The sequence below is a fragment of the Klebsiella sp. K5-306 genome (assembly GCF_051835185.1).
In the GTDB taxonomy this organism is placed as follows: Bacteria; Pseudomonadota; Gammaproteobacteria; order Enterobacterales; family Enterobacteriaceae; genus Klebsiella; species Klebsiella oxytoca.
The window spans coordinates 162,431-181,319 of record NZ_JAIFJY010000003.1; the positions used below are offsets into that span (position 1 = coordinate 162,431).

Here is an 18,889-nt window from a genome sequence, read left to right on the forward strand (position 1 = left end):
AAAACACACCAACAGCAATCAACAAACGACTCTCAGAGGAAAATGCCATGACGCGCCGTGCTATCGGGGTGAGTGAAAGACCGCCGCTTTTACAGACAATCCCGCTTAGTTTGCAACATCTGTTCGCCATGTTTGGCGCAACGGTACTGGTGCCCGTTCTGTTTCACATCAATCCGGCCACGGTACTGCTGTTTAACGGCATCGGAACGCTGTTATACCTTTTCATCTGCAAAGGCAAAATCCCGGCTTATCTGGGATCGAGCTTTGCGTTTATTTCTCCGGTACTGCTTCTGCTACCGTTGGGCTACGAAGTCGCTCTCGGCGGCTTTATCATGTGCGGCGTGCTGTTTTGCATCGTCTCCTTTATTGTCAAAAAAGCCGGCACCGGCTGGCTTGATGTGATGTTCCCCCCGGCGGCGATGGGCGCGATTGTTGCGGTTATCGGGCTGGAGCTGGCGGGCGTCGCGGCGAATATGGCCGGTCTGCTGCCCGCAGAGGGGCAATCGCCGGACAGCAAAACCATCATCATTTCGATGGTGACGCTGGCGGTGACGGTCTTCGGTTCGGTGCTGTTCCGCGGTTTCCTGGCGATTATCCCGATTTTAATCGGCGTCCTGGTTGGCTACGCGCTCTCCTTCGTAATGGGCGTTGTCGATACGACGCCCATCGCCGAGGCTCACTGGTTCGCGCTGCCGACCTTCTACACCCCGCGCTTTGAATGGTTTGCGATTTTCACCATTCTTCCAGCCGCGCTGGTGGTGATCGCCGAGCACGTTGGGCATCTGGTGGTAACGGCCAATATCGTCAAAAAAGATCTGATCCGCGATCCGGGCCTGCATCGTTCAATGTTTGCCAACGGTCTCTCCACGGTGATCTCCGGCTTCTTTGGCTCCACGCCGAACACCACCTACGGCGAGAACATTGGCGTGATGGCGATTACCCGCGTTTACAGTACCTGGGTTATCGGCGGCGCGGCGATCATCGCGATTCTGCTCTCCTGCGTCGGCAAGCTGGCGGCGGCGATCCAGATTATCCCGCTGCCGGTAATGGGCGGCGTCTCTCTGCTGCTATACGGAGTGATTGGCGCATCGGGTATTCGCGTGCTGATCGAATCAAAAGTCGATTACAACAAGGCGCAGAACCTGATTCTGACCTCCGTCATCCTGATTATCGGCGTGAGCGGTGCAAAAGTGCATATCGGCGCCGCCGAACTGAAAGGCATGGCGCTGGCGACGATTGTTGGCGTCGGCCTGAGTCTGATCTTTAAACTGATCGGCGTCTTGCGTCCGGAAGAGGTCGTTCTCGACGCTGCCGATAGCGAAGAAGCAAAACATTGATCCTTATACCGGGCGGCGATCCTGCCCGGTTCTCTCCTTGCGTATTTCTGTGCTAAACTCTCCGCGTTTTTCTGAAAGCCTATGTTGAGGTCCATCTGAACGCACCGGCACAGCTCTCTTTGCCACTGTATCTTCCCGATGATGAAACTTTCGCAAGTTTCTGGCCGGGTGATAACCCTTCTCTTCTTGCCGCCCTGCAAAATGTGCTGCGGCAGGAGCATAGCGGATACATCTATATCTGGTCACGCGAAGGGGCGGGGCGCAGCCATCTCCTGCACGCAGCATGCGCGGAACTTTCCCAGCGCGGTGATGCGGTGGGCTATGTGCCGCTGGATAAACGGACGTGGTTTGTTCCTGAAGTGCTGGACGGAATGGAGCAGCTATCGCTGGTTTGCATCGACAATATTGAATGCGTGGCGGGCGATGAGCTGTGGGAAATGGCGATTTTCGACCTCTACAACCGCATCCTCGAATCCGGTAAAACCCGGCTGCTGATCACCGGCGATCGACCGCCGCGCCAGCTCAAGCTGGGCCTGCCGGATCTTGCCTCGCGCCTCGACTGGGGACAAATCTACAAGCTGCAGCCGCTATCGGATGAAGATAAGCTCCAGGCGCTTCAGCTGCGGGCGAGGCTGCGCGGCTTTGAAATGCCGGAAGACGTCTGCCGGTTCCTCCTCAAGCGCCTGGATCGTGAAATGCGCTCGCTGTTTATGACGCTCGATCAGCTCGATCGCGCTTCTATAACCGCCCAGCGCAAGCTGACCATTCCTTTCGTCAAAGAGATCCTCAAGCTGTAGCGGGCCGCGGCTTCCGAAGCCAACCGCGGCAGGATGATGCTAGTTAACGATCTCCAGTACCTGCTCCGGCGGGCGGCCGATACGGGCCTCGCCGTGGCTGACGACAATAGGGCGCTCAATCAGTTTTGGATTATCGATCATTGCCTGGATCAGCGCATCTTCGCTGAGCTGCGGATTAGCGAGATCCAGCGATTTATAGAGATCTTCTTTCTGGCGCATTAACTCGCGTGCGCTGGCCATCCCTAACATCTTCAGCAGCTGGCGCAGCGTGGCGGCATCCGGCGGCGTCTCCAGATAGAGCACCACTTCAGGGTCGATACCGTTAGCCTTCAGCAGGCTCAACGTGTCGCGGCTCTTGGAGCAGCGCGGGTTGTGATAGATTTTGACCGTATCGGACATGAGATCTCCTTACATTTTCTGGTACGGTTTAAAGCGTTGCTGCAGCTGGCGCAGCTGATCGATACGCGCATCGTAGCGGGCCTGCTGTAAGCTGCCTAATTTCACCTGCGAGCTGGCGCTGCTGAGCAGGGTAATCGCCTGATCGAGGCGGCCTACCAGCGCCATCCCTTCCGCTCTGGCAGCCAGCTCCTGATCGCGATTGCCCAGTTTGGCTTCCGCCTGCGCCAGCAGCTCCCAACCGTTGATGTCATCTCTATTATTAAAGGTGTAGCGGTTAAGGATATTCGCGGCTTCCGCCGGTTGTCCTCCTTCCAGCAGGGCGTTGGCGAGGTTGAGCTGCAGCACCGGGTTGGTGCGCAGTTCGCGAGCGCTTTTCAGGCGGTTAATCGCGTCTGTCGCTCTTTTTTGCCCGAGGTCGATATCGGTGGCCAGGTCGAGATACCAGGCGTTCTGCGGTTCCGCGGTCAGTAACGGCTGTAGCGTTTTGCGCGCCAGATCGTAGTTGTTGTTGCCCATTGCCAGCAGAGCGCGACCGTACTGGGCGGCGTGCTGTTCGCGAATATTGCCTTTTTCCCAGCTGCTCAGCAGGTCATTGCCCAGCTTATTATCGCCGGAAGTGTACATACCGAGCGTTCTGGCTTTCGCCAGATAGAAGTCAGCTGAGGACTGTACGACAACCGGGCGCATTTGATTCGCGCGGTTGCGGGCGTCGGCAAGCCGGCTTTCCGGCAGCGGGTGCGTCAGCAGCATTTCCGGCGGACGGGTGGAGTAGCGCGATTCGTCGAGCAGCTTCCCCATAAACGCCGGCATCGCCTGCGGGTCGAACCCAGAGCGCTGAAGGACCTGAATACCAATGCGGTCGGCCTCTTCTTCGTTTTGACGGGTAAAGCTGATCATTCCCTGCTGGCTACCCGCCAGGGTGCCGGTCAGGGCGGCCATACCGGCCTGCGGGCTGGCCATCGCCAGAAGAATTGAACCCAGCGCACCGACCCAGGTGAGCGGGGCGTTACGCTTTTGGTCTTCCATGGCGCGGGCAAGGTGGCGCTGGGTAACGTGAGAAATTTCGTGCGCCATGACGGATGCCAGCTCGCTTTCGTTATCCGAGTAGCGGAACAGGGCCGAGTGCAGCACCACGTTGCCGCCGAAGAAAGCAAAGGCGTTAATCTGATCGTTATTGATTAAATAAAAGTGGAACGGGGTGCGCACGGAATTGGCGTGCGAGACCAGGCGCATGCCTAAACCGTTAATATATTGCACCAGCAGCGGGTCATTAATTAACGGCGCGCTGCCGCGCAGCTGGCGTACATAGTAGTCTCCCATCTGCATTTCCTGGCCGATGGAGAGCGTGCTTCCTGCGGAGGTGCCCATGTCCGGCAGGGTGTCTGCGGTGTCGGCAAAAGCAGGTAATATTGAACCCAGCGTCAGCGACGCTATGACGGTCGCCACCAGCGTTTTCTTCAACTGCCTGAACATAACCTCTGTCCTGTAATGTAGGTGTGCCAGTTTGACCGATTGTGCGGCGTAATGTTCCCTGACCGCAAGCAGGTTCAGCGAGTTTAGCCGTCGTTCGCGGCGTTGCAAATATGATATTCACCCGGTCATTAATGTTTGTGGTTTTACCCATAAAAAGCGAAGTCTTTTTTGTGACATTTCGATACAATTCCTGAGATTGTTACAGCTTTGCTCTTCAGGGAAGGGTTTTATGCTTCAGATGTTAATGCAGTGGTACCGTCGACGGTTCAGCGATCCGGAGGCGATAGCGCTGCTGGTCATTTTGCTGGCCGGGTTCGGCATTATGTTTTTCTTCAGCGGCCTGCTGGCGCCTTTGTTAGTGTCGATAGTTCTGGCCTATTTGCTGGAGTGGCCTACCGTCAGACTGGAGCGTATCGGTTTTTCACGTACCTGGGCCACGTCGGTTGTGCTGATTCTGTTCGTCGGTATTCTGCTCCTGATGGCGTTCGTGGTGATGCCTGTTGCCTGGCAGCAGGGTATTTATCTGATTCGCGATATGCCAGGAATGCTGAATAAGCTTTCCGATTTCGCCGCCACGGTGCCGCGCCGTTATCCGGCCTTAATGGATGCCGGGATTATCGACGCGATGGCGGAGAACATGCGCAGCCGGATGTTAACCGTCGGCGATTCGGTGGTGAAATATTCGCTGGCCTCCCTGGTCGGGCTGCTGACGCTGGCGGTCTACCTGGTGTTGGTTCCGCTGATGGTTTTCTTTCTGCTGAAAGATAAAGAGCAGATGCTTAACGCCGTGCGTCGGGTGCTGCCGCGCAACCGCGGCCTGGCCGGGCAGGTGTGGAAAGAGATGAACCAGCAAATTACCAACTATATCCGCGGTAAGGTGCTGGAGATGATCGTCGTCGGCGTGGCGACGTGGATTGGCTTTATCCTTTTTGGCCTTAACTATTCGCTGCTGCTGGCGGTACTGGTCGGATTTTCGGTATTAATTCCCTATATCGGCGCCTTTGTGGTCACTATTCCGGTGGTGGGCGTGGCGTTGTTCCAGTTTGGCGCGGGCACCGAGTTCTGGAGCCTGTTTGCGGTTTACCTGATTATTCAGGGGCTGGACGGCAACCTGCTGGTGCCGGTACTGTTCTCGGAAGCCGTTAACCTGCATCCGCTGGTCATTATTCTGTCGGTGGTGATTTTCGGTGGTCTGTGGGGATTCTGGGGAGTGTTCTTCGCGATCCCGCTGGCGACGCTCATCAAAGCGGTGGTGCATGCCTGGCCGGATGGCCTGATAGTGGAAGACGAGCATTAGCGCGAAGCCGCAAAGAATGGCCTAAAAAAAGACGCCGGGCGATGACCCGGCGTCTTGCGTTTACTCGTGCGTCAGGCGTTTTCTTTCAGCCAGTTCAGCACCACGTCGTGGTGATTGCTGGTTTTGAAGTCATCAAAAACATGTTCGATTTTGCCATTGGCATCGATGAGGAAGCTAATACGATGAATACCGTCGTAGGTTTTCCCCATAAAGGTTTTTTCACCCCAGATACCGAACTGCTCGCACACCTGATGATCTTCATCAGACAGCAGAGTGAAGTTCAGCAGCTCTTTTTCGGCGAAACGGGAGAGTTTTTCTGGTTTATCCGTACTGATTCCCAGAACTTCAACGCCTGCTTTTTTCAGGTCGTCCATATTATCGCGTAAACCGCACGCCTGTACGGTGCAGCCCGGGGTCATGGCTTTGGGATAAAAATAAACCAGAACACGCTGTCCCTGGAAGTCGGTCAAATTTACTTCCTCGCCGTCCTGGTCCGGTAAGCTAAATTTCGGTGCAATATCACCGGCTTTCAGTGGGTTCATCACTCAAACTCCATCCTGTTCATCATGCTGTGAATAATTAACGATGTTAATACTGCCTTGTGCATTCAGTTCTGTACATAGGGCTTTGAACGCTTGTTCGATATTTGATGCATTTTGCGTAGTCGGGCTGTGGGCGGTGATTTGAATAAAAAGCTGTGCTGAATCGTCGTTCGCTCCCGGCTGAGTACGGGAAACCAGTTCGGCAATGTTCATTTTCCACGTATCGCACAGAGCCGTGAATCGCTCAATGATGTGCGGTGAATCCGGCACCTCAACCTGAACCCAGACGCTATTCTGCATCGCCTGCGGCGGCCTTGCGGTTGTACGCTTCATCACGATAAGCAGATCCAGCTCGGCACCTTTCAGCGGCAGAGTTGATTCAATCAGGTTAATCGCATTCCACGAACCGGAAAGCAGCATGATAAACGTAAACTCATCGCCAAGCATGGCCAGCCGACTGTCTTCGATATTACAGCCGCAGCTGCTGACGTGACGAGTGATCGTATTCACGATGCCTGGGCGGTCAGCACCCAACGCGGTAATAACCAGATAGTGTTGTAATGAGGCTGTCAAACCTGTTCTTCCTTTAAAAAGGTGAGGTAACGTTAGGAAAGCATAAAAAAAACCGGCATACAACATCCCTGATGGCATCGGCTCTCTTGCTTTTATTGCGGCACCAAACGTAACATTGAGAATCTTGTCCCACTTATGCTCTGAGGATGGCCCATGTTTACGGGAAGTATTGTAGCGCTTGTCACGCCGATGGATGAAAACGGCAACGTTTGCCGGTCAAGCCTGAAAAAACTGATTGATTACCATGTCGCCAACGGAACCTCGGCGATTGTTTCGGTAGGTACTACCGGAGAGTCCGCAACATTGAGCCATGAAGAGCATGGTGACGTGGTCATGCAGACGCTGGAACTGGCCGACGGGCGTATCCCGGTCATTGCCGGTACTGGTGCCAATGCAACCGCAGAGGCGATTAGCCTGACTAAAAGATTTAACGATAGCGGCGTGGTTGGCTGCCTGACGGTAACGCCTTATTACAACCGTCCGACTCAGGAAGGACTCTTCCAACACTTTAAAGCTATCGCAGAACATACTGACCTGCCGCAAATTCTGTATAATGTGCCCTCCCGTACCGGTTGCGATATGCTGCCTGAAACCGTTGGTCGTCTGGCGGAAATCAAAAATATTATCGGTATTAAGGAAGCGACGGGGAACTTAAGCCGGGTTCATCAGATCAAAGAGCTGGTTTCAGATGACTTTATTCTGCTGAGCGGCGATGACGCGACCGGAATGGACTTTATGCAGCTAGGCGGCCATGGCGTGATTTCCGTAACGACAAACGTTGCGGCGCGTGAAATGGCCGAGATGTGCCGACTGGCGCTAGCAGGTCAATTTGCCGAAGCTCGTGCGATTAACCAGCGTCTGATGCCATTGCATACCAAATTATTTGTCGAACCCAACCCTATCCCGGTCAAGTGGGCCTGTAAGGCGTTGGGTCTTGTGGCGACCGATACGCTACGCCTGCCGATGACCCCGATTACCGAAAACGGTACGAAGGTTGTTACCGCAGCGCTGAAGCATGCCGGTTTGCTGTAAAGTTTAGGGAGATTTGATGGCTTACTCAGTACAGAAGTCGCGCCTGGCGAAGGTTGCGGGTGTTTCGCTGGTTCTACTCCTCGCGGCCTGTAGTTCTGACTCGCGCTATAAGCGTCAGGTGAGCGGCGACGAGGCCTATTTGCAGGCTACGCCGCTTAGTGAACTTCACGCGCCAGCAGGTATGATTCTGCCGGTTCAGGTGGGTGATTATAATATTCCGGTTGCGACCAGCACCGGTAACACAGGCAAAGCGCTGGATATTCGTCCGCCAGCCCAGCCTCTGGCGCTGGTCAGCGGCGCGCGCACGCAGTTTAACGGTGATACCGCAACGCTGATGGTGGAAAACGGGCGCAGCGGTTCGCTGTGGGCGCAGGTGGCAAGCATCGTGCAGTCGAAAAACTACACTATCGCTAAACGCGACGATGCCAGCCAGACGCTGAATACCGACTGGGTCGAATGGAATCGCCTCGATGAAGACCAGCAGTATCGTGGTCGCTATCAAATCTCAGTTAAACAGCAGGGCTACCAGCAGGCGGTGATCGTGAAGCTGGTGAATCTGGAGCAGGCGGGTAAACCTGTTGCCGATCCGGCTTCGCTGCAGCGCTACAGTACCGCCATGCTGAACGTCATTTCCGAAGGTCTGGATCTGAACGCGACCAGCGCGCAGAACGCCGCGCAGAAAAATGCCGGGGCAACCTTCGACGTGCAGAGCGGGGCTGATGATACCGGCCTGCCGATGCTGATCGTTCGCGCACCGTTTAATCTGGTATGGCAACGCCTGCCGGGCGCGCTGGAAAAAGTGGGTATGAAGGTAACTGATAGTTCTCGCTCTCAGGGTAACTTGTCCGTGACCTATAAACCGCTTTCCGACAGCGGCTGGACCGATCTGGGCGCTCGCGACCCACAGCTGGTGTCCGGCGATTATAAATTGCAGGTCGGGGACCTCGATAACCGCAGCAGTCTGCAGTTCATCGACCCGAAAGGCCATACTCTGACGCAGTCGCAAAATGATGCCCTGGTTGCCGTATTCCAGGCCGCATTAAGTAAGTAATTAACAGGGCTGGAGCAATCCGGCCCTTTTTAATGTATAGTGACGCAAACGTGTGCGTCGGCAGAAAAGCACAAATTTTTATCGTTAATCATCACTGGAGTGACAAAGATGCAAAAGCAAGCTGAGTTGTATCGTGGTAAGGCGAAGACGGTATACAGCACCGAAAACCCGGATCTGTTGATACTCGAATTCCGTAACGATACGTCAGCAGGGGACGGCGCTCGCATTGAGCAGTTCGATCGTAAAGGCATGGTGAACAACAAGTTCAACCATTTCATTATGAGCAAGCTGGCGGAAGCGGGTATCCCGACCCAGATGGAAGCGCTGTTGTCCGATACCGAGTGTCTGGTTAAAAAGCTGGATATGGTGCCGGTGGAGTGCGTGGTGCGTAACCGCGCTGCCGGTTCGCTGGTGAAACGCTTAGGGATTGAAGAGGGCATCGAGCTGAACCCGCCGCTGTTCGACCTGTTCCTGAAGAACGACGCCATGCACGATCCGATGGTCAACGAATCCTACTGCGAAACCTTTGGCTGGGTGAGCAAAGAGAACCTGGCGCGTATGCAGGAGCTGACCTACAAAGCTAACGATGTGCTGAAAAAGCTGTTTGACGATGCGGGCCTGATCCTGGTGGACTTCAAGCTGGAATTTGGTCTGTTCAAAGGCGAAGTGGTGCTTGGGGATGAGTTTTCTCCGGACGGCAGCCGTCTGTGGGATAAAAAGACCATGGATAAAATGGACAAAGACCGTTTCCGCCAGAGCCTCGGCGGCCTGATTGAAGCCTACGAAGAAGTCGCTCATCGCCTGGGCGTGAAGCTCGACTAATCCCCTACGCCAGGAGAAGTTTTCTTCTTCTGGCGCTCTTCTTGCTGTTTCCTGTGGTAATCCTTCGCTGAACCGCCTACGATCTTATTCATTGGTTAATATGATGAATTGAGGTGCTTATGCGCTGGCAAGGGCGTCGCGAGAGCGACAATGTTGAAGATCGTCGTAGTCAATCTGGTTCGCCAATGGGCGGCGGGGGCGGTTTTCGTCTCCCCAGCGGCAAAGGCGGCATTGTGCTGCTGATTATTGTTCTGGTGGCGGGCTATTACGGCGTCGATTTAACCGGCATGCTGACCGGCGAGCCGGTATCTCCGCAGCAAACCACCACCCAACGCTCCATCAGCCCGCAGGATGAAGAAGCCGCAAAATTCACTAAGGTGATTCTGGCGGACACGGAAGATACCTGGGGAGCAATATTTAAAGATATGGGCCGCCAGTATCCGCAGCCCAAACTGGTGATGTACCGCGGCGCGACGCGGACCGCCTGCGGTACCGGTCAGTCCGTTATGGGGCCTTTTTACTGCCCGGCGGACAGCACGGTGTATATCGACCTGTCATTCTACGATGAGATGAGAAACAAGCTTGGCGCCGGCGGCGATTTCGCACAGGGCTACGTTATTGCCCACGAGGTTGGCCACCACGTACAAAAGCTGCTGGGTATTGAATCGAAAGTGCGTCAGCTACAGCAAAACGCTTCGCAGGCGGAAGCGAATCGCCTGTCGGTGAAAATGGAACTACAGGCGGACTGCTTCGCTGGCGTCTGGGGCTACAACATGCAGAAGCAGGACTACATGGAGACCGGCGATCTCCAGGAAGCGCTGAATGCCGCAGAGGCGATTGGCGACGATCGCCTGCAGCAGCAGAGCCAGGGGCGGGTGGTGCCGGACAGCTTTACCCACGGAACGTCGCAGCAGCGCTATACCTGGTTTAAACGCGGCTTCGATAGCGGCGACCCGGCGCAGTGCAACACCTTCGGCAATGCGCTGTAATGCTCTTCTGTCATGGATGAACTGCGTCGTCTGACGGCGCAGATGGCGCGCGAAGGCATTCGTCGTCTGCTGGTTCTCAGCGGCGACGATGCCTGGACTCAGCTTCAGGCGCAACAAATACGCACAGCGCTGGCCGGAGACGGACTGTGGGTTAGCCCACAGCCGATGCCTGCGCCGTACGTCCCGCCTGCAGATCTGATATCGCTGCTGGGCCGCGAATACCAGCACGCCTTTTTCGATGCCCGCGCGGGCTTTGATGTTGCCGCTTTCGCCGCGTTAGCCGGTACGCTACGCGCCGGTAGCTGGCTGGTATTGCTCACCCCCGACTTCGCCCAATGGCCGGTCCGTCCTGATGCGGATTCCCGGCGCTGGAGCGACGCTCCCGATCCCATACCCACGCCGAACTTTGTTTATCGTTTTTGCCAACAGATTGTTGCGGATAAAGCGTCCATTCTCTGGCGGCAGGGCCATGAACGGGTCGTACCCGTATTTCCCGAGCGCCCGCGATGGCATTTCGCCGATGGTCATCCGCAGGCGGAGCAGGCCGCCGTTCTTGCCGAACTGGCCGATTTCCCCCCCGGTATTGCCGCGTTGACCGCCGAACGCGGGCGAGGGAAGTCCGCTCTCGCGGGAATGCTTCTCCGCCAGTTAAAAGGTGACGCCATCGTTACCGCGCCGGCGCGCGGAGCGACGGAGGTGATGGCGGCTTTCGCCGGGGAGAGCGTTAACTTTATGGCGCCCGATGCATTACTGGCGTCCGGACGTCAAGCGGGATGGCTGATAGTCGACGAGGCTGCCGCCATCCCCGGGCCGCTGCTGCGCCAGCTTGTTTCCCGTTTCCCGAGAACGCTGCTGATCACCACCGTTCAGGGATATGAAGGGACCGGACGCGGTTTTTTACTTAAATTTTGCGCCAGCTTCGCGCACCTACGGCAGTTTAGCCTCACGACGCCCATCCGCTGGGCTAGCGGCTGTCCGCTGGAAGCGGCAATTGCACAGCTGCTGCTGTTCAATGATGAGACCTTCCAGCATGCGCCAGGCGGCGATATCGAGCTGGAGAACGTCAGCCAGCAGTGCTGGCGGCGGCAGCCTGCGTTACCGGAAGCGATGTATCAGCTGCTCTCCGGGGCCCACTATCGCACGTCGCCGCTGGATCTCCGGCGCATGCTGGATGCGCCAGGACAGCATTTTACCTGCGCCCATAGCGGCGAGCGCATCGCCGGGGCGCTGTGGCTGGTGGAGGAGGGCGGTCTTGAGCCGTCGCTTAGCAGGGCGGTATGGGCCGGCTATCGGCGTCCGCGCGGAAATCTGGTGGCGCAGTCGCTGGCGGCGCATGGCGGTAGCCCATTGGCGGCCACGTTGACGGGCCTGCGCATCAGCCGTATTGCCGTGCATCCGGCTCGCCAGCGCGAGGGGCTGGGGCAGCGGCTGGTGGCCCGGGCGGCGGCTCAGGCTGCGGACCGGGATTATCTCTCAGTCAGTTTTGGCTATACTCCCGAACTTTGGCGTTTCTGGCAAAGCTGCGGTTTTACGCTGGTGCGGCTGGGCACGCATCGGGAAGCCAGCAGTGGCTGTTACACCGCGATGGCGCTCTATCCTCTCAGCGAAGCGGGACATTGCCTGGCAAGCGAAGAAGCCCAACGGCTGCAGCGCGACGAATTCTGGCTGCGCGAGTGGCGAGATGAACCTGTGCCGCTGACGGCGCTGAAAGCGACTATTGTTACTGAAGAAGACTGGCTGGAGGTAGCGGGTTTTGCTTTTGCCCATCGTCCGCTGCTGACCTCGGCGGGTAGCCTCAATCGCCTGCTTATGCTGGTGGCGCTGCCGCTTCCGGCGCTGCGGGCCCGCCTGCAGCAGCAGGATGAGACCGCGCTTTGCCGAACGTTAGGTTTATCCGGACGGAAAGCGCTGCTGGCCAGGCTGCGCGAAGAGGCGGCGCAGGCGCTGCTCAGCCTGGATGAAAACCGCGCCAACGACCTGCGCCGGCAGGTTCAGATGTTGCAATTTTTTAACTAACTTCATCAGTTAAATGGCATGGTCATATTCCCTCCGCGGCGTAAACTTCCTTGCAGACATTAAGGAGACAGCCATGAAACACGATCATTTTATTGTTCAAAGCCCCGCAACACCTGCACAGCAACTGCTGCTGCTGTTTCATGGCGTCGGCGATAACCCGGTGGCCATGGGGCAAATCGGTAGCTGGTTTGCGCCGCTCTTTCCCGATGCGCTTATCGTCAGCATCGGCGGCGCGGAGCCGTGCGGCCCGGCTCCGGGACGCCAGTGGTTTTCTGTCCAGGGCGTCAGCGAAGAAAATCGCCAGCAGCGCGTAGATGCGATTATGCCGACCTTTATTGAAACGGTGCGCTACTGGCAACAACAGAGCGGCGTCAGCCCGCAGGCGACGGCGCTGATCGGCTTCTCGCAGGGGGCGATTATGTCGCTGGAAAGCATTAAAGCCGAACCGGGTCTGGCATCGCGGGTGATTGCCTTCAACGGCCGCTATGCGACTCTGCCCGAGACGGCGACGACCGCGACCACGATTCACCTGATCCACGGCGGTGAAGATCGGGTTATCGATCTGGCGTGGGCGGTTGCGGGGCAGGAGGCGTTGCAGCAGGCCGGCGGGGATGTGACGCTGGATATCGTTGAGGATCTGGGGCACGCGATTGACGATCGCAGCATGCAGTTTGCTCTCGATCATCTGCGCTTTACCGTACCGAAGCACTATTTCGACGAAGCGCTCAGCGGCAGCACGCCGAAAGACAGCGATATTATTGAACTGCTATAAATAATAAACCCGGAGGCGATGCTGCGCATCTGTCCGGGCTACCGGCCCGCTGACGGGCTGTAAACCCGTAGCCCGGGCAAGGCGCGTTAAGCGCCGCACCCGGGGAAAGGGAGCAGAGTGGAATCATTTCCCGGAGGCGATGCTGCCCATCTGTCCGGGCTACCGGCCCGCAGATGGGCTGTAAACCCGTAGCCCGGGCAAGGCGCGTTAAGCGCCGCCCCCGGGATAAGAGCGCAGAGTGGAATCATTTCCCGGAGGCGATGCTGCGCATCTGTCCGGGCTACCGGCCCGCTTACGGGCTGTAAACCCGTTGCCTCCTCAGCGATGCGCTACCGGGAAAACCTAACAAAAAAGATGTTACTTTTTCTTTGACGGGTCGTTCTTCGGCCAGTCGTCATCGTCATCCCACTTATCATTGAAGTCGCGGTGCGGCGGCAGCTCCGGTTTATTGTTGAGAAATTTTTTATGATCAACGCGGGTAAGATCTTTAATCACGTTGATCATCACGCCCACCAAAAATACCAACACCAGGACCCACCAGTACTTCGATAGCCAATCCATGCGCTTACCTCTTCTCTATTGATGCCGTCAGGCGACCAGCTGCTCCATAATGCGTTGATACATCCGCGCCAGTAGCTGGAGGTCGGCGGCATTCACACACTCGTTTATTTTATGAATGGTGGCATTCACTGGCCCCAGTTCAACCACCTGCGCGCCCATACGCGCGATAAAGCGCCCGTCGGACGTGCCGCCGTTAGTCAGCAGTTGCGGTTTTATTTCATTATAGTGCTCAATAGCGTTAACCACCGCATCAACCAGCTTACCGCGGCTGGTCAGGAACGGCTGCCCCGAGAGCCACCAGTCCACGCTGTAGCGCAGTTCGTATTTCTCCAGCAGCGCCACGACGCGCGCTTTAATCATTTCATCGGTCAGCTCAGTGCTAAAGCGGAAGTTGAACTGGACGAACATGTCGCCGGGAATGACGTTGTTGCTGCCGGTCCCGGACTGCACGTTAGCGATTTGCATACTGGTCGGCGGAAAGAATTCGTTGCCCTTATCCCATTCGATGTTCACCAGTTCCGCCAGCATCGGGGCGGCGCGGTGGACCGGGTTATCGGCGAGATGCGGATAGGCCACGTGCCCCTGTACGCCGTGAATGGTCAGGTTGCAGGTCAGCGAGCCGCGACGGCCGTTTTTGACGACATCGCCGACGACTTCGGTGCTGGACGGTTCGCCGACCAGGCAATAATCCAGGCGCTCATTGCGCGCCATCAGCGCTTCAACAACCTTTACGGTACCGTTTTTGGCGCTGGCCTCTTCATCTGAAGTGATCAGGAAGGCCAGACGACCTTTATGATTCGGATACTGAGCCACAAAGCGTTCTGCCGCGACCACCATCGCCGCGAGCGAGCCTTTCATATCTGCGGCGCCGCGGCCAAACAGCATGCCGTCGCGAATGGTGGGTTCAAAGGGGGGGTTAATCCAGCGATCGGCGTCGCCCGACGGAACGACATCGGTATGGCCGGCAAACGCCAGCGTTTCCCCGCGCCCGCGCCAGGCCCAGAAGTTTTGGGTATCCCCGAAATCCATCGGTTCAACGGTAAAGCCAATCGCACGCAGACGTTCAATCATTAACGCCTGGCATCCCGCATCATCGGGGCTGAGGGAAGGGCGGCGAATAAGCTGCTGAGCCAGCTCAATGACCGGGCAAGACATAGACTACACCTCGTTAAACTGCTGATAACTTGATTCACTGAAACCCAGCAGCATAGGCTGACCGGGCGCGCAGAGCAATGGGCGTTTGATGATTGCCGGCATTTCCAGCATCAGTTTCGCCGCGGCGTCGGCGTTATTGATACCGGTGCGAACCGTTTCGTCCAGCTTGCGCCAGGTCGTACCGCGAGTATTGAGCAGCGCTTCCCAGCCGAGCTCGGCAATAAAGGTGTCTAATAAATTGCGATCCAGGCCATCGACACGATAATCATGAAAGCGATATTCTATCTGATGGGCTTCCAGCCAGCGGCGGGCCTTTTTAATGGTGTCGCAGTTTTTTATCCCGTACATGGTGAGCATGATTAAACCTTTTCCGTTGAATTAAATGATTAGCTAAGAATCTTCCGAATATATAAACCCTGAATAAATAATACGTGAATTACATTAATAAATATCGTTTTTTCCCCGCCAGAGATATTTAACGTTACATTCTGGCTGTTTTTTGAGCGATTGGCCGCGACCAGTGCTGGCCATAAGGCGGCGCCAGGCGCTTCTGGCTGATGAACAAATGTTGCTAATTGTTGCTGTCGGTCACATTAAAATGCCCGGAATCGGGTCATAGTACTTACAAACGAAAGAAATCATTCCGCAGGGGGTAATTAGAGTTATCAGAACGATAGCGCAAACGCGCTTTTAACCATCAATGAATTTGCATAAAATCACCCATAATAATAAGAGAGGCTATTATGATTGAACATGAACTGGGGAACTGGAAAGACTTTATCGAAGGCATGCTTCGTAAATAGATTTCCGCAATAAAAGCATGGCGATTTCACAGGCAGAATAATAATGCAGTTGAAGCGACCACATCAAAAAGGCGACACATCCGGTCGCCTTTTCTGTTATTTGGCTCCGGCGACATATCGCCAGGGCGCATCCTGATTATTGCGGCCGTTCCTTGAGCGGGAAGCGACGACGCACCAGCACGAAAAACAGCGGTACGAAGAAGATTGCCAGCACCGTGGCTGAAATCATCCCGCCCATGACCCCGGTGCCAACGGCATGCTGACTGCCGGAACCCGCACCGGTACTGGTGGCCATCGGCAGCACGCCGAAGATAAACGCCAGCGAGGTCATCAGGATCGGCCGCAGACGCTGGCGACAGGCGGAGAGCGTGGCGGTAAGCAGGTCCTCGCCTTTCTGATTCAGCTCATTGGCAAACTCGACAATGAGAATGGCGTTCTTCGCCGACAGACCGATCACCGTCAGCAGTCCCACCTGGAAGTAGACATCGTTTTCCAGACCGCGCATCCAGGTCGCCAGCAGGGCGCCGATGACCCCCAGCGGCACCACCAGCATCACAGAGAACGGCACCGACCAGCTTTCGTACAGCGCCGCCAGGCACAGGAACACGACCAGCAGCGAAATGGCGTACAGCGCCGGAGCCTGCGCGCCGGAGAGGCGCTCCTGATACGACATCGCCGTCCATTCAAGGCCAAAGCCGTTTGGCAGCTGGCGGGCCAGCTCTTCCATAATTGTCATCGCGGTACCGGTACTGACGCCCGGCGCGGCTTCACCGACGATTTCTACCGCTGAATAGCCGTTGTAGCGCTCCAGACGCGGCGAACCGGTCTCCCAGCGGGAGGTGGCGAAAGCGGAGAAGGGCACCATCGTGCCGCTGCTGTTGCGTACGTACCACAGATTAATGTCGTCCGGCAGCATGCGATACGGCGCGGCCGCCTGAACATAGACCTTCTTCACGCGGCCGCGGTCAATAAAGTCGTTGACGTAGCTTGACCCCCACGCGGTCTGGAGGGTGTCGTTGATATCATCGATGGAGACGCCCAGCGCCTGGGCTTTGCGCTGATCGATATCCACCTGTAGCTGCGGGCTATCGTCAAGGCCGTTGTGGCGAACGCGGGTCAGCTGGTTATTTTTAGCGGCCAGCTCCAGTAGGGTATCGCGAGCGGCCATCAGCGCTTCGTGTCCGTTGCCCGCATGGTCTTCCAGTTCCATATCGAAACCGGCGGAACTGCCCAGGCCGCTGATGGCCGGCGGGCTGCTGGCAAAGACGCGAGCTTCTTTTATTTTGTTAAACGCTTTGGTCGCGCGTTCGATGATAGCGAAAGAGGAACCGGTTGTAGGATCGCGTTGGTCCCAGTCCTTCAGGCGAACGAACATACGCGCTACGTTCTGTCCGTTGCCGCCGGGGCCGGAGCCGATGGTGGCGAACACCGATTCGACGTTTTGTTTTTCGTTTTTCAGGAAATAGTCTTCCGCCTGCTGGACCACCTTCAGGGTTTGCTGCTGGGTCGAACCGCTGGGCAATTGCACCGACGTGGTAAACATGCCGCGGTCTTCCAGCGGCAGGAATGACGTTGGCAGATGCAGGAACAGAAACACCATCCCCCCCAGCAGCAGGACGTAGATCATTATCCAGCGCAGCGAACGGTGAAGAATTTTGCCGACGGCGGTTTCGTAGCGGCTGGCGTTGCGGTTAAACGTGCGGTTAAACCAGCCAAAGAAACCCCGTTGCCCGTGGGTTTCGCCTTTATGCACCGGTTTGAGCAGCGTGGCGCACAGCGCCGGGGTAAGGATCATCGCCACCAGAACCGACAGCACCATTGCCGAGACGATGGTGATCGAGAACTGACGATAAATCGCGCCGGTGGTGCCGCCGAAGAAGGCCATTGGCACGAATACTGCCGATAGAACCATGGCGATACCGACCAGCGCACCCTGAATTTGCCCCATCGATTTTCGCGTCGCTTCACGCGGCGAGAGGCCCTCCTCGCTCATGATACGCTCGACGTTTTCCACCACCACGATGGCGTCGTCCACCAGCAGGCCTATCGCCAGCACCACCGCAAACATGGTCAAGGTGTTGATGCTGTAGCCGCAGGCGTAGAGGACGGCGAAAGTCCCCATTAGCACCACCGGAACGGCGATGGTTGGGATTAATGTCGCGCGGAAGTTCTGCAAGAACAGATACATGACGAGGAACACCAGCGCGATGGCTTCGAGCAGCGTTTTCACCACGTCGGTAATCGACGCCTTAACGAATGAGGTGGTTTCGTAAGCGACTTTATATTCCAGACCATGCGGGAAGTATTGCGACAGCTCGTTCAGACGGCTGATGACGCGTTCGGCGGTCGCCATTTCGTTTGCGCCAGAGGCCAGCTTAACCCCCAGCCCGGAAGCCGCCTGGCGGTTGTAGCGGCTGAGGTAATCGTATTTCTCCGCTCCCATTTCCACGGTCGCGACGTCGCCAAGGGTAACTTCCGAGCCGTCCTGATTAACCCGAAGGGTGATATTGCGGAACTGTTCCGGGGTTTGTAACAGCGATTGCGAATTAATTGTCGCGTTGAGCGCCTGTTTATCTACCGAAGGCGTACCGCCCAGCTGGCCGACGGCAATCTGCGCGTTCTGTGAAGAGATGGCATCGGTGACGTCTTTTGCCGTCATCTGAAAACTGTTGAGTTTGGCCGGATCGAGCCAGATACGCATCGAATACTGGGAACCATAGGCGTCAATGTCGCCGACGCCGTTTACCCGGCTGAGCGGGTCCTGAATGTTACTGGCGACGTAGTCGGCGATATCCTGTTTATCCATGCTGCCATCGGTAGAGACGAACGCAATCGTCAGGATGTTGGTGTCCCCGGTTTTACGCACCGTCACGCCCTGGTTCTGGACGGCCTGCGGGAGTTTACGCATCGCCGACTGCAGCTGGTTCTGCACCTGCTGGACGGCTTCGTCCGGATCGGTACCGGCGGTAAAGCTTAGCGTCACGGTGGCTTGCCCGGTGCCGCTGCTCTGGGATGACATGTACATCAGGTTGTCGAGGCCGGTCATATTCTGCTCGATAACCTGGGTAACGGTATTTTCCAGCGTTTGTGCTGAGGCCCCGGGATAGTTTGCTGCGATCCTGACGTTAGGAGGGGCAAGTTCGGGATATTGCTCAACGGGAAGCGACAAAATTGCGAGCGTACCGGTCAGGCATAACAGGATTGCCAGAACCCACGCAAAAATGGGGCGATCGATAAAAAAATTCGCCATCAGAATTAGGACCTCATTTT

At 56.5% G+C, this 18,889-nt stretch carries 18 protein-coding genes; 10 read left to right on the forward strand and 8 right to left on the reverse strand.

What is annotated here, in order from left to right; all coding sequences use genetic code 11:
* Window positions 1-47 precede the first annotated feature (47 nt).
* Window positions 48-1,337 carry a uracil permease gene (gene uraA / locus K2184_RS06530; RefSeq protein ID WP_004104428.1) on the forward strand — a complete coding sequence of 430 codons (1,290 nt, stop codon included), beginning with the start codon at window positions 48-50 and terminating at the stop codon, window positions 1,335-1,337.
* 95 nt (window positions 1,338-1,432) lie between these two features.
* Entirely contained in the window at window positions 1,433-2,134 is a 702-nt protein-coding gene (locus K2184_RS06535; protein WP_213799324.1) for a DnaA inactivator Hda, read from the forward strand.
* A gap of 39 nt (window positions 2,135-2,173) precedes the next feature.
* Here the strand turns inward: K2184_RS06535 and arsC are convergent, their stop codons facing one another.
* Window positions 2,174-2,533, reverse strand: a complete 360-nt coding sequence (gene arsC / locus K2184_RS06540) for an arsenate reductase (glutaredoxin) (protein ID WP_004104426.1) — start codon at window positions 2,531-2,533, stop codon at window positions 2,174-2,176.
* Window positions 2,534-2,542: 9 nt separating this feature from the next.
* Window positions 2,543-4,006 carry a beta-barrel assembly-enhancing protease gene (gene bepA, locus K2184_RS06545; RefSeq protein WP_049129514.1) on the reverse strand — a complete coding sequence of 488 codons (1,464 nt, stop codon included), beginning with the start codon at window positions 4,004-4,006 and terminating at the stop codon, window positions 2,543-2,545.
* Between the two features lie 229 nt (window positions 4,007-4,235).
* Here bepA and K2184_RS06550 point away from each other — a divergent pair, with 229 nt between their 5' ends.
* On the forward strand, window positions 4,236-5,303 hold the full coding sequence (locus tag K2184_RS06550) for an AI-2E family transporter (protein WP_004104424.1): 1,068 nt from the start codon (window positions 4,236-4,238) through the stop codon (window positions 5,301-5,303).
* A 71-nt stretch (window positions 5,304-5,374) separates the two neighbouring features.
* On the opposite strand, the gene bcp is transcribed toward K2184_RS06550, so the two are convergent.
* Complete coding sequence (bcp, locus tag K2184_RS06555) at window positions 5,375-5,845, reverse strand: thioredoxin-dependent thiol peroxidase (RefSeq protein WP_004104423.1); 471 nt, start codon at window positions 5,843-5,845, stop codon at window positions 5,375-5,377.
* A 3-nt stretch (window positions 5,846-5,848) separates the two neighbouring features.
* Window positions 5,849-6,418, reverse strand: a complete 570-nt coding sequence (locus K2184_RS06560) for a glycine cleavage system transcriptional repressor (protein ID WP_004104421.1) — start codon at window positions 6,416-6,418, stop codon at window positions 5,849-5,851.
* A gap of 153 nt (window positions 6,419-6,571) precedes the next feature.
* Between K2184_RS06560 and dapA the strand changes: the two genes are divergently transcribed.
* The 6 genes from dapA (at window position 6,572) to ypfH (ending at window position 13,100) form a co-directional block, all read left to right on the forward strand.
* Complete coding sequence (gene dapA, locus K2184_RS06565; protein WP_004104419.1) at window positions 6,572-7,450, forward strand: 4-hydroxy-tetrahydrodipicolinate synthase; 879 nt, start codon at window positions 6,572-6,574, stop codon at window positions 7,448-7,450.
* A gap of 16 nt (window positions 7,451-7,466) precedes the next feature.
* The gene (bamC, locus tag K2184_RS06570; RefSeq protein WP_004104418.1) at window positions 7,467-8,501 is read left to right on the forward strand and encodes an outer membrane protein assembly factor BamC; all 1,035 of its coding nucleotides are present in this window, start codon (window positions 7,467-7,469) and stop codon (window positions 8,499-8,501) included.
* Between the two features lie 108 nt (window positions 8,502-8,609).
* Window positions 8,610-9,323 (forward strand): phosphoribosylaminoimidazolesuccinocarboxamide synthase, encoded by a 714-nt coding sequence (gene purC / locus K2184_RS06575; protein WP_004104417.1) that lies wholly within the window; start codon window positions 8,610-8,612, stop codon window positions 9,321-9,323.
* Between the two features lie 119 nt (window positions 9,324-9,442).
* Window positions 9,443-10,312, forward strand: a complete 870-nt coding sequence (gene ypfJ / locus K2184_RS06580) for a KPN_02809 family neutral zinc metallopeptidase (RefSeq protein ID WP_004104416.1) — start codon at window positions 9,443-9,445, stop codon at window positions 10,310-10,312.
* A 12-nt stretch (window positions 10,313-10,324) separates the two neighbouring features.
* A complete protein-coding gene (locus tag K2184_RS06585) occupies window positions 10,325-12,328 on the forward strand; it encodes a tRNA(Met) cytidine acetyltransferase TmcA (protein WP_196557102.1) in 2,004 nt (667 codons plus the stop codon).
* Between the two features lie 73 nt (window positions 12,329-12,401).
* Entirely contained in the window at window positions 12,402-13,100 is a 699-nt protein-coding gene (gene ypfH / locus K2184_RS06590; protein ID WP_016809537.1) for an esterase, read from the forward strand.
* A gap of 357 nt (window positions 13,101-13,457) precedes the next feature.
* On the opposite strand, the gene K2184_RS06595 is transcribed toward ypfH, so the two are convergent.
* Genes K2184_RS06595 through K2184_RS06605 form a run of 3 tightly spaced genes read right to left on the reverse strand, consistent with a single transcriptional unit; the run spans window position 13,458 to window position 15,173 of the window.
* A complete protein-coding gene (locus K2184_RS06595; protein WP_049095255.1) occupies window positions 13,458-13,661 on the reverse strand; it encodes a YpfN family protein in 204 nt (67 codons plus the stop codon).
* 27 nt (window positions 13,662-13,688) lie between these two features.
* Window positions 13,689-14,816: a succinyl-diaminopimelate desuccinylase gene (dapE, locus tag K2184_RS06600; RefSeq protein ID WP_004104405.1), complete on the reverse strand. Its 1,128-nt coding sequence runs from the start codon at window positions 14,814-14,816 to the stop codon at window positions 13,689-13,691.
* Window positions 14,817-14,819: 3 nt separating this feature from the next.
* Window positions 14,820-15,173 carry an ArsC family reductase gene (locus K2184_RS06605; protein WP_004104403.1) on the reverse strand — a complete coding sequence of 118 codons (354 nt, stop codon included), beginning with the start codon at window positions 15,171-15,173 and terminating at the stop codon, window positions 14,820-14,822.
* 386 nt (window positions 15,174-15,559) lie between these two features.
* On the opposite strand from K2184_RS06605, the gene ypfM reads away from it, so the two are divergent.
* A complete protein-coding gene (ypfM, locus tag K2184_RS06610; protein WP_100181659.1) occupies window positions 15,560-15,619 on the forward strand; it encodes a protein YpfM in 60 nt (19 codons plus the stop codon).
* A 136-nt stretch (window positions 15,620-15,755) separates the two neighbouring features.
* Here ypfM and acrD read toward each other — a convergent pair whose 3' ends face one another.
* The gene (acrD, locus tag K2184_RS06615) at window positions 15,756-18,869 is read right to left on the reverse strand and encodes a multidrug efflux RND transporter permease AcrD (protein ID WP_163525769.1); all 3,114 of its coding nucleotides are present in this window, start codon (window positions 18,867-18,869) and stop codon (window positions 15,756-15,758) included.
* Window positions 18,870-18,889 lie beyond the last annotated feature (20 nt).